10 protein-coding genes are annotated in these 10,404 nt (G+C 68.9%); 7 read left to right on the top strand and 3 right to left on the bottom strand.

Translation table 11 applies throughout. From position 1 onward, the window contains the following. Nucleotides 1-177: 177 nt before the first annotated feature. The gene (gene mpl, locus VFM98_RS19850) at nucleotides 178-1,557 is read right to left on the bottom strand and encodes a UDP-N-acetylmuramate:L-alanyl-gamma-D-glutamyl-meso-diaminopimelate ligase (protein ID WP_325111623.1); all 1,380 of its coding nucleotides are present in this window, start codon (nucleotides 1,555-1,557) and stop codon (nucleotides 178-180) included. 208 nt (nucleotides 1,558-1,765) lie between these two features. Next, nucleotides 1,766-3,394, bottom strand: a complete 1,629-nt coding sequence (locus VFM98_RS19855; protein WP_325111624.1) for a long-chain fatty acid--CoA ligase — start codon at nucleotides 3,392-3,394, stop codon at nucleotides 1,766-1,768. A 75-nt stretch (nucleotides 3,395-3,469) separates the two neighbouring features. Between VFM98_RS19855 and VFM98_RS19860 the strand changes: the two genes are divergently transcribed. From VFM98_RS19860 to VFM98_RS19890, 7 genes are all read left to right on the top strand, one after another. Next, complete coding sequence (locus tag VFM98_RS19860) at nucleotides 3,470-4,066, top strand: hypothetical protein (RefSeq protein WP_325111625.1); 597 nt, start codon at nucleotides 3,470-3,472, stop codon at nucleotides 4,064-4,066. Continuing rightward, entirely contained in the window at nucleotides 4,059-4,664 is a 606-nt protein-coding gene (locus tag VFM98_RS19865) for a TlpA disulfide reductase family protein (RefSeq protein WP_325111626.1), read from the top strand. Before VFM98_RS19860 ends, VFM98_RS19865 begins: the two co-directional genes overlap by 8 nt. A gap of 182 nt (nucleotides 4,665-4,846) precedes the next feature. Next, a complete protein-coding gene (gene accB / locus VFM98_RS19870) occupies nucleotides 4,847-5,311 on the top strand; it encodes an acetyl-CoA carboxylase biotin carboxyl carrier protein (RefSeq protein ID WP_325111627.1) in 465 nt (154 codons plus the stop codon). Between the two features lie 147 nt (nucleotides 5,312-5,458). After that, nucleotides 5,459-6,808: an acetyl-CoA carboxylase biotin carboxylase subunit gene (gene accC, locus VFM98_RS19875; protein WP_325111628.1), complete on the top strand. Its 1,350-nt coding sequence runs from the start codon at nucleotides 5,459-5,461 to the stop codon at nucleotides 6,806-6,808. A 4-nt stretch (nucleotides 6,809-6,812) separates the two neighbouring features. Then, nucleotides 6,813-7,694, top strand: coding sequence for a 50S ribosomal protein L11 methyltransferase (gene prmA, locus VFM98_RS19880; RefSeq protein ID WP_325111629.1), 882 nt, complete (start codon nucleotides 6,813-6,815; stop codon nucleotides 7,692-7,694). A gap of 19 nt (nucleotides 7,695-7,713) precedes the next feature. Then, entirely contained in the window at nucleotides 7,714-8,802 is a 1,089-nt protein-coding gene (locus tag VFM98_RS19885; RefSeq protein WP_325111630.1) for a DUF3426 domain-containing protein, read from the top strand. 20 nt (nucleotides 8,803-8,822) lie between these two features. Further along, on the top strand, nucleotides 8,823-9,719 hold the full coding sequence (locus tag VFM98_RS19890) for a carbohydrate kinase family protein (protein ID WP_325111631.1): 897 nt from the start codon (nucleotides 8,823-8,825) through the stop codon (nucleotides 9,717-9,719). 209 nt (nucleotides 9,720-9,928) lie between these two features. On the opposite strand, the gene VFM98_RS19895 is transcribed toward VFM98_RS19890, so the two are convergent. Beyond that, on the bottom strand, nucleotides 9,929-10,404 hold a 476-nt coding region (locus VFM98_RS19895), incomplete at its 5' end, for an SDR family oxidoreductase (RefSeq protein WP_325111632.1).

Genomic DNA, 10,404 nt, shown 5'->3' on the forward strand with positions numbered 1-10,404 from the left:
CGCGACCCGGCGCCTTCGAAGCAGAGCCTGTTCGAATCGGTGATGGACACCACCCCGCGCGGGGCGGACATCACGGTGCGGGCGGCGCTGGACTGAGTCTCGGGAAGCCCGGCGCTTCGCTGCGCTCGCGCATCGCTGGGCTTCACGCGCTGGCGCGGTTCAGCACCAGCCTACCAATCACCGCCCGAGCGCCTCCAGCAACTGGCCATGGATCCCGCCGAAGCCGCCGTTGCTCATGCAAAGGATGTGGTCGCCCGGCCGCGCGGCGGCGATCACCTGCTGCACCAGTTCGGGAACGCTCTGCGCCACCCGGGCCTTGTCGCCCATGGGCTGCAATGCCTCGACGGGGTCCCAGCCCAGGCCGCCGGCGTGGCAGAAGGACAGGTCCGCCTGCTCCAGGCTCCAGGGCAGCTGCGCCTTCATCATCCCCAGCTTCATGGTGTTGCTGCGTGGCTCGAACACCGCCAGGATGCGCTGCGCGCCAACCTGGCGCCGCAGGCCGTCGATGGTGGTGCGGATCGCGGTGGGGTGGTGCGCGAAGTCGTCGTAGACCGTCACGCCGTTGGCGATGCCGCGCACTTCCATGCGGCGCTTGACGTTGCGGAACTCGCGCAGCGCCCCCGCCGCGACCGCGGGCGTCACGCCCACGTGCTGCGCGGCCGCGATGGCAGCCAGCGCATTGAGCTGGTTGTGCACGCCGCCCACGTCCCAGAGCACCTGCGCCACCCGGTGGCCCTGCTCCAGCACGTCGAAGCGGGTCGGCTCGCCCTCGGCGCGGAAGTCGCTCACCGCCGTGCCGAAGCTGCGCACCTCGCTCCAGCAGCCCTGGTGCAGCACGCGCTGCAGGCTTTCTTCCAGCCCGTTGACCACGATGCGGCCGGTAGACGGGATCGTGCGCACGAGGTGGTGGAACTGGCGTTCGATCGCGGCCAGGTCGTCGAAGATGTCCGCGTGGTCGAATTCCAGGTTGTTCAGGATCGCCGTGCGCGGGCGGTAGTGGACGAACTTGCTGCGCTTGTCGAAGAAGGCGGTGTCGTATTCGTCGGCCTCGATCACGAAGGCGGTGTTGGGCCGCGCCATGTTGCCCAGGCGGGCCGAGACGCCGAAGTTCAGCGGCACGCCGCCCACCAGGAAGCCGGGCTGCAGGCCCGCGTGCTCCAGGATCCAGGCCAGCATGGAGGTGGTGGTGGTCTTGCCGTGGGTGCCGGCCACGGCCAGCACGTGCCGTCCCTGCAGCACGTTCTCGGCCAGCCACTGCGGCCCGCTGGTGTAGCGCAGGCCCTGGTCCAGGATGGCTTCCATCAGCGGGTAGCGCGGCGTGCCGTCGGCGCCGCGGGCGCGCGAGACGACGTTGCCCACCACCCAGACGTCGGGCTTGAGCGCGAGCTGCTCGGTGCCGTAGCCTTCGATGAGGTCGATGCCCAGGGCGCGCAGCTGGTCGCTCATGGGCGGATAGACGCCGGCGTCGCAGCCGGTCACCTTGTGTCCGGCCTCGCGCGCGAGGGCGGCCAGTCCGCCCATGAAGGTGCCGCAGATGCCGAGGATGTGGATGTGCATGGGCCGCGATTATCCGGGCCCGGTGTAAGTCGACCGTAACGGGGCCCGGAAGACCGGACTGCCGGACGCAAAGGGCGCAAAGAATACGCAAAGGACGCGAAAAATACCGAACTCTTGAATGTCTTCCTTTGCGTCCTTTGCGTACCCTTCGCGCCCTTTGCGTCCGGCTGTTGGCTGTTGGCTGTTGGCTGTCGGCTGTCGACGGCACTCAGCTCGGGAACATCTCCCGCAGCTTCAGCTTCCAGAACTTGCCGGTCGACGTGCGCGGCACGGCTTCGATGAACTCGTAGCGCTCCGGCAGTTGCCACCTGGCGAAGCGGTGCTGCAGCAGGTGCTCGTTCAGGGCGCCCGGGTGCGCGTCGGCGCCCTTCTTCAGCACCACGCAGGCCAGCGGACGCTCGCCCCATTTCTCGTGCGGGATGGCGATCACGGCGGCTTCGGCCACGGCGGGGTGGGCCATCAGCGCGTTCTCCAGGTCCACCGAACTGATCCACTCGCCGCCGGACTTGATCAGGTCCTTGGTGCGGTCGGTGATGCGCACGAAGCCGAGATCGTCCACGCTCGCCACGTCGCCGGTGCGCAGCCAGCCGTCGCCGGTGAACTTGCCCGGATCGTTCGGCACCTGGTGGTAGCTGCCCGTGATGAAGGGGCCGCGCACCTGGATTTCGCCGACGCTCTTGCCGTCCCAAGGCTGCTCGCCGGCGTCGCCCACCACCCGCAGGTCCACCAGCGGCACCGGCACTCCCGCCATGGCGGCGCGCCGGTACTTCTCGTCCTCGCTCGCGCCCTGCAGCTCCGCGCGCGGATAGGAGATGGTGCACACGGGCGAGGTCTCGGTCATGCCCCAGCCCTGTTCGATCCAGATCCCGTGCCGGTCGAAGGCGCGGATCAGCGCCTCCGGCACCGCCGCCCCGCCCACCAGCGAACGCATGCCGTGCGGCAGCTTCCAGCGGCCGTGGTTCGGCGAGCCGGGCTCCTGGGCGGCGTCGAAGGCCTGGATCAGCGACAGCCAGATGGTCGGCACGCCCAGCGACAGCGTCGGCGGCTCGGCCTGCATCAGGTCCAGCAGGTCCTCGGGATGCAGGTGCGGGCCGGGGAACACCAGCTTCACGCCCATCATCACCGCGCCGTACGGGATTCCCCAGCTGTTGGCATGGAACATGGGCGTGACGGGCAGCACGACGTCCGTGCCGCGCAGGCCCCAGAAGTCGCCCAGGCTCGCCACCAGGGTGTGCAGCACCGTGGACCGGTGGGAGTACACCACGCCCTTCGGACGGCCCGTGGTGCCGGACGTGTAGCACATGGCCACCGGGTCGTCCTCGTGGTGCTCCGCGTAGCGGAAGCCCTCCGCGTCGGCGCCGGCCAGCAGCCGCTCGTAATCCTCGTATTCCGCCGCCACCCCGAGGGCGGAGAACGGAAACACGATCACCTTCTCGAACGCGTGCAGCCCGGCGAACTTGCGGTACAGGGGCAGCAGCACGTCGTCGACCACCAGGAAGCGGTCCTGCGCGTCGGCGGCGATCCAGCCGATCTCCTCCGGCGCGAGCCGCAGGTTGAGCGTGTGCATCACGCCGCCGGCGGCCGGGATGCCGAAATAGCACTCCAGGTGCGCGTGGTGGTTCCAGCACAGGGTGGCCACCCGGTCGCCCTTCTTCAGTCCGAGCCCCTGCAGGGCGGCGGCCAGCGCGCGCGTGCGGCGGTGGAACTCGCCGTAGCTGTGCCGCCGGAGCGACTTGTCCGGCAGGCGCGAGACGATCTCGTTGCGGTGGAACAGCCGGCCCGCGCGCTCCAGCAGGTGGTTGAGCGACAGCGGCGTGGCCATCATCGTGCTGTGCATGCTTGTCTCCTGCGCCTGAGGTGGCGCAGGCACTGTACGGTGTGGGGGTGGCGCCGTCCATGCAGAATGGACCCGATGGACACCCTGCAGTCGGAGATCGCCGCCGCCGCCGCGCGGCTGGTGGTGGAGGAGGGCCTGGAATACGGGCCGGCGAAGCGCCGCGCGGTCAAGCAGATGGGGCTCGGTGCGCGCACCGCGTTGCCGGACAACGATGCGGTGGAAGACGCGGTGCGCGAATACATCGGCCTCTTCTGCGCCGACACGCAGCCGGCGGAGCTCGCGGCGCTGCGGCGGCTGGCCCTCACCTGGATGGAGCGGCTGGCCGAATTCCGGCCCTACCTGGGAGGCGCGGTCTGGCACGGCACCGCGACGCGCCTGTCCGACATCTACCTGCAGCTGTTCTGCGACGACCCGAAATCGGCCGAGATCGCGCTGATCGAACACCAGGTGGATTACACGCCTCGCACCGTGACCGGCTTCCATGGAGAATCGGTGGAGGCGCTGAGCATCAGCAGCATGAGCCGCGAACTCGGCGAGCCGGTCGGGGTCCACCTGCTGGTGTACGACCACGACGACCTGCGTGGCGCGCTCAAGCCGGATACGAAAGGACGCACGCCGCGCGGGGACCTGGCGGCGGTGCGCGCACTGGTGGAGGAGTCTGAACATGGATGATGCAAGCAACACCGGCGCCGCGCCGGCTTCGCGCCGCAGCGCGCTGATCGTCGGCGTGGGCGTGGCCGCGGCCCTGGCGGGGGCCGGCTATGCCTGGATGCGCAGCCGCCAACCGGCTCCGGCTTCGGTTCACGGACCGGGCGCGGCCGGCGGCACGGGTGCCGGCGCCATCGACCAGGCCGGGGTGGAGCAGTTCTGGCCGCTGGAGTTCGAGACGCCGCAAGGCGCCAAGTTGGCGATGGCCTCGTTCAAGGGCAGGCCGCTGCTGCTGAACTTCTGGGCCACCTGGTGCGCGCCCTGCATCGAGGAGATGCCGATGCTCGATGCGTTCTACCGGCAAAACACGGCAAAAGGCTGGCAACTGCTGGGATTGGCCATCGACCAGCCGTCCTCGGTGCGCAAGTTCCTGGACAAGACGGCGGTCAGCTATCCGATCGGCCTGGCCGGTTTCGGCGGCACCGAACTGACGAAGGCCCTGGGCAACACCGCGGGCGGCCTGCCCTTCTCGGTGGTGTTCGACAAGGAGGGCAAGCTGAGGCAGCGTAAAATAGGCCGCCTCTCCGAAGCCGACCTGCAGGCCTGGTTGGGCCTGGCCTGATCCGTCCTCCCCGCGCAGGCGGGCTCCGGGGCCCGCCGACAGGGTGTGCCCCGGGTGCGGTCCCGCTCGCGCGGGATGGACAAGTTGCACGGAAATCGCGGCAAGTTCCCGTCAGAAGAGAGAAGTAGGCGAATTTTGCTGTAAATTCGCGTCCTCTCACAAACGAGGCAGGAGACCTCCCCATGGACTTGCGCAAACTCAAGACGCTGATCGACCTGGTGTCGGAATCGAACGTATCCGAACTGGAGATCACCGAAGCGGAGGGCAAGGTCCGCATCGTCAAAGGGGGCCCGGCGATGGTGCAGGGCACGCAGATGCAGATGCCCATGACCATGCCGGCCCAGGCCGCCGCGCCCGCCCCCGCGCTCGCACCGGCCGCCGCCCCGGTCGCCGCGGCCCCCGAAGTGCCCAAGGGCCACACCGTCAAGTCGCCCATGGTGGGAACCTTCTACCGCGCCTCGGCGCCGGGGGCCAAGGCCTTCGTCGAAGTGGGCAGCCAGGTCAAGGAAGGCGACACGGTCTGCATCATCGAGGCCATGAAGATCCTCAACGAGATCGAGGCCGACAAGGCCGGGACCATCACCGAGATCCTGTGCGAGAACGGGCAGGCGGTCGAATACGGCCAGCCGCTGTTCGTCATCGAATAAAAATGTTCAAAAAGATTCTTGTTGCGAACCGCGGGGACGGGCCGCAGGCCCGGGGGTGCGCAAACATCTGCGCGAAGCGTATGTTGGCGCACACCAGAGCGCGCATGGCCGCGCAGCGGACATGGGCGATTGAGCCGCGGAGCCACAATGTTTAAGAAGATCCTGGTCGCCAATCGCGGCGAAATCGCGCTTCGCATCCAAAGGGCCTGCCGCGAACTGGGCGTCAAGGCGGTGATGGTCTATTCCGAGGCCGATCGCGAAGCCAAGTACGTCAAGCTGGCCGAAGAGGCCGTGTGCATCGGCCCGGCGGCCTCGGCCCAGAGCTACCTGAACATGCCGGCCATCATCTCGGCGGCCGAAGTGACGGACGCCGAGGCGATCCACCCCGGCTACGGCTTCCTGTCCGAGAACGCGGACTTCGCCGAGCGGGTGGAGAAGAGCGGCTTCCAGTTCATCGGCCCGACGCCCGAGTCGATCCGCATCATGGGCGACAAGGTCTCGGCCAAGCAGGCCATGATCAAGGCCGGCGTGCCCTGCGTGCCGGGCTCCGAGGGTGAACTGCCGGACAACCCGGCGGAGATCCGCCGCATCGCCAAGCAGATCGGCTATCCGGTGATCATCAAGGCGGCCGGCGGTGGCGGCGGCCGCGGCATGCGGGTGGTGCACACCGAGGCGGCGCTGGTCAACGCGGTGCAGATGACGAAGGCCGAGGCCCAGGCCGCCTTCGGCAATCCCGCGGTGTACATGGAGAAGTTCCTCCAGAACCCGCGCCACATCGAGATCCAGATCCTTGCCGACAAGCACAAGAACGCGGTCTACCTGGGCGAGCGCGACTGCTCCATGCAGCGGCGCCACCAGAAGATCATGGAGGAAGCGCCGGCGCCGGGCATCCCGCGCAAGCTGATCGAGAAGATCGGCGAACGCTGCGCGGCCGCCTGCAAGAAGATCGGCTACCGCGGCGCCGGCACCTTCGAGTTCCTGTACGAGAACGGCGAGTTCTACTTCATCGAGATGAACACGCGGGTGCAGGTGGAGCACCCCGTCACCGAGCTGATCTCCGGCATCGACATCGTCAAGACGCAGATCCTGGTGGCGGCGGGCGAGAAGCTGCCCTTCAGCCAGCGCGACATCGTGCTGCGCGGCCACGCGATCGAGTGCCGCGTGAACGCGGAGGACCCCTACAACTTCCTGCCCTCGCCGGGCCGCATCACGCTGTGGCATCCCCCGGGCGGGCCGGGCGTGCGGGTGGATTCGCACGTGTACAACAACTACTTCGTGCCGCCCAACTACGACTCGATGATCGGCAAGATCATCGTGCACGCCGACAACCGCGAGATGGCGATGGCGCGAATGCTCAGCGCCCTGGGCGAGACGGTGGTGGAAGGCATCAAGACCAACATCCCGCTGCACCGCGAGCTGCTGGTCGACGCCAAGTTCATGGCCGGCGGAACCAACATCCACTACCTCGAAGAGTGGCTGTCGCACCACAAGAGGTAGGCCAGTGTTCGAACTGCGGCTGCTGTGTCCGGAGGAGCGCGTCGAGCCGGTCGGCGACGCGCTCGAGGCGCTCGACGCGCTGAGCGTATCGGTCGAGGACGCCGATGCGCAGACGCCGGCGGAGCAGGCCCTGTTCGGCGAGCCGGGCCTGCCACCGCCCAAGGAGGGCTGGCAGCGCTCGCTGGTGATCGCGCTGTTCCAGGAGGAAGCGCAGGCGCGCGAAGCGGCGCAACTGCTCGCGCCGCAGGACTTCTTCGCCGACTGCAAGGTGGTCGGCATCCAGCCGGTGCCGGAGCAGGACTGGGTGCGCCTCACGCAGTCGCAGTTCGAACCGGTAGAGATCACGCCCACCTTCTGGATCGTGCCGAGCTGGCACGAGCCGCCCGCCGGCGCGCAGCAGGTGATCCGGCTCGATCCGGGGCTCGCCTTCGGGACCGGCACGCACCCGACCACGCGCATGTGCCTGCGCTGGATCGCGGCGCACCCGCCGCAGGGACAGCGCGTGCTGGATTACGGCTGCGGCTCGGGCATCCTCGCCATCGGGGCGGCCAAGCACGGCGCGGCCAGCGTCGACGCGGTCGACATCGACGAGGCCGCCGTGCGCTCCACCGAAGCCAATGCGCTGGCGAACGGCGTGCAGCTCGCCGCCGGACTGCCGGACAAGGCCAAGGGCCGCTACGACACGGTGCTGGCCAACATCCTCGCCACGCCGCTGAAGGTGCTGGCGCCGCTGCTCACCGCGCACGTGGCGCCGGGCGGCGCGCTGGTGCTGGCCGGCATCCTGGCGCGCCAGGCGGGCGAGCTGAAGGAAGCCTATGCGCCGTACTGCAGCCTCGAGGTGAGCGACGAGGAAGAGGGTTGGATCCTCATGACGGCGCGCCTGTAATCTCTACAATCGCGGGCTCATGAGCCTGATCACCAGCTGCCCCGCCTGCGGGACGATGTTCCGCGTCGTGCCGGACCAGCTGAAGATCTCCGAAGGCTGGGTGCGCTGCGGCCACTGCAGCGAGGTGTTCGACGCCCCGGCCCACATGGTCGACGAGTCGGTGCTGGAGCAACTGCGCACCGCCGAACCCGCGTCGCGCTTCCCCACCGATGCGGAGGTGCCGGCCTTCCTGGCCGCGCGCCGGTCGGAACCGGAACCGGAACCGCAACCTGAGTCAGAGTCGGAATTCGAACCGGCGCCGGAGCTGCCGCCGGCCACGATGCCGGAGGAGCTCGCCACCCGCCCCACCGCGCTGTACGGCCCGCCGCCGGAAGGCGCAGCGGCGGGCGCGCCCGCCGCCGAACCCGCCGACAGCGCGAGTTCCTACGGCCCCGACAGCGAATCGCTGGAGCCTTCGCCGCTGGACACGCCCTTCGTGTTCCGCCGCTCCGACCTGCTCGATCGCGAGGACACCTCCGTGCTGCCGCCGGCGCCGAGCGAAAGCGAGTGGCCCGAGTCGCACGACGCCGCCGCGGCGGAGGAACTGCACGACGTCTCCTTCGTGCGCCAGGCGCGCCGGCGTGCCTTCTGGCGCCGGCCGCTGGTGCGCACGCTGCTGGCAGTGGCCGGCGTGGTGCTCGCGGCGCTGCTGGCGCTGCAGGTGGGCTACCACGACCGCGACCGGCTCGCGCTGCAGCAGCCGCAGCTGCGCCCCGCGCTCGAGCGCATGTGCGCGCTGCTGCAATGCAGGCTCGGGCCGCCGCGCCAGATCGAATCGATCGTGATCGAGAGCTCGGGCTTCACGCGCGTGCGCAACGACACCTACCGGCTCGCCTTCACCGTGCGCAACACGGCGCGCGTGCAGGTGGCCGTGCCCGCGATGGAGCTGACCATCACCGACGCGCAGGACCAGGCCATTGCCCGCCGCGTCCTCACGCCCTCCGAGCTGGGCGCCACGGGCGACGCCATCGGGCCGGCCGCCGAGTGGTCGGGCGCCGTCGGGGTGGCGGTCAGCACCAATGGCGCTTCCCGCGTGGCGGGCTACCGCCTGCTCGCCTTCTATCCCTAATCCACTCACGAAAGAAAGCCATGGCTGCCGTCATCTGCGGATCGCTCGCCTTCGACAACATCATGAACTTCGAGGGCCGCTTCGGAGAGCAGATCCTGCCCGACCAGCTGCACATCCTCAACGTGTCCTTCCTCGTGCCCTCGCTGCGGCGCGACTTCGGCGGCTGCGCCGGCAACATCGCCTACGCGCTCAAGCTGCTGGGCGGCGAGCCGTTGCCCATGGGCGCCATCGGCAGCGACGGCGGTGACTACCTGCAGCGCTTCGACCAGCTGGGGATCAGCACCGAGTTCGTGCTGCGCGCGGAGGACACGTACACGGCGCAGGCGATGATCATGACCGACCGGGACAACAACCAGATCACCGCCTTCCACCCCGGCGCGATGATGCAGGCGCACCAGGTGAAGGTTCCGGCCCGCCCCGACATCAAGCTGGGCATGATCTCGCCCGACGGCCGCGACGCGATGCTGCAGCACGCCGAGCAGTTCCAGCAGGCCGGCATCCCCTTCGTGTTCGATCCGGGCCAGGGCCTGCCGATGTTCGACGGCTGGGAGCTGGCCCACTTCGTCGAACAGGCGACCTGGGTCACGGTGAACGACTACGAGGGCAAGATGCTGTCGGAGCGCACGGGGTGGAGCGCCGCCGAGATCTCGCGCCGCGTGCGCGGGCTGGTGGTGACGCTGGGCGGCGACGGCTGCGAGGTCTGGGTCGACGGCGAAGTGACGCTGGTGCCGCCGGAGCAGCCGGCCGCGATCGTCGATCCCACCGGTTGCGGCGACGCCTGGCGCGGCGCGCTGCTGCACGGCCTGGAGCAAGGCTGGACGCTCACGCGCTGCGCCCAACTGGGCAACAAGGTCGGCGCCATCAAGATCGCCAGCCGCGGCCCGCAGAACTACACGCTGGACGGGCTGAAGCGGTAAGGGGGGAATACGGACTTCCGAACTTCCGAACTTCCGAACTTCCGAACTTCCGAACTGCCGGACGCAAAGGGCGCAAAGGGTACGCAAAGAACGCAAAAGATACCCTTGAAGGATTCCGTCCTTTTTGCGTCCTTTGCGTATCTTTCGCGTCCTTTGCGTCCGGTAGTTCGGGTAGTTCGGGTAGTTCGGGTAGTTCGGTCGTTCGGTTTTCACGCCCCCCGCGCGAGCGTGACGCCGCCGTCCACCACGATCGTCTCGCCCACCACGTAATCCCCCGCCCGCGAGGCGAGGAAGATCGCGGCGCCGGCCATGTCTTCCGGCTGGCCGATGCGGCCGACCGGCACGCGCTGCGCGACCTCGTCGCCATGGTCGCGCGCCTGCTTGTTCATGTCCGAGGCGAAGGCGCCCGGCGCGATCCCGCTCACCACGATGCCGTCCTGCGCCAGCCGCAGCGCCATGCGCCGCGTCAGGTGGATCAGCCCGGCCTTGCTGGCGGCGTACGAATACGTCTCCCACGGGTTGACCGAGATCCCGTCGATCGAGGCGATGTTGATCACCTTGGCCGGCCGCTCCTTCGCCCCAGCCTTCAGCGCCCCGTGCAGCGCCTGCGTGAGGAAGAACGGCGCCTTCATGTTCAGGTCGACGACCTTGTCCCAGCCGCTTTCCGGGAAGGTGTCGAAGTCCT

The sequence above is a fragment of the Ramlibacter sp. genome, from assembly GCF_035706265.1.
In the GTDB taxonomy this organism is placed as follows: domain Bacteria; phylum Pseudomonadota; class Gammaproteobacteria; order Burkholderiales; family Burkholderiaceae_C; genus Ramlibacter.

Coding starts and splice junctions, on each gene's coding strand:
- mpl (WP_325111623.1), bottom strand. CDS start 1,557: ATGCACATCCACATCCTCGGCATCTGCGGCACCTTCATGGGCGGACTG.
- VFM98_RS19855 (WP_325111624.1), bottom strand. CDS start 3,394: ATGCACAGCACGATGATGGCCACGCCGCTGTCGCTCAACCACCTGCTG.
- VFM98_RS19860 (WP_325111625.1), top strand. CDS start 3,470: ATGGACACCCTGCAGTCGGAGATCGCCGCCGCCGCCGCGCGGCTGGTG.
- VFM98_RS19865 (WP_325111626.1), top strand. CDS start 4,059: ATGGATGATGCAAGCAACACCGGCGCCGCGCCGGCTTCGCGCCGCAGC.
- accB (WP_325111627.1), top strand. CDS start 4,847: ATGGACTTGCGCAAACTCAAGACGCTGATCGACCTGGTGTCGGAATCG.
- accC (WP_325111628.1), top strand. CDS start 5,459: ATGTTTAAGAAGATCCTGGTCGCCAATCGCGGCGAAATCGCGCTTCGC.
- VFM98_RS19885 (WP_325111630.1), top strand. CDS start 7,714: ATGAGCCTGATCACCAGCTGCCCCGCCTGCGGGACGATGTTCCGCGTC.
- VFM98_RS19890 (WP_325111631.1), top strand. CDS start 8,823: ATGGCTGCCGTCATCTGCGGATCGCTCGCCTTCGACAACATCATGAAC.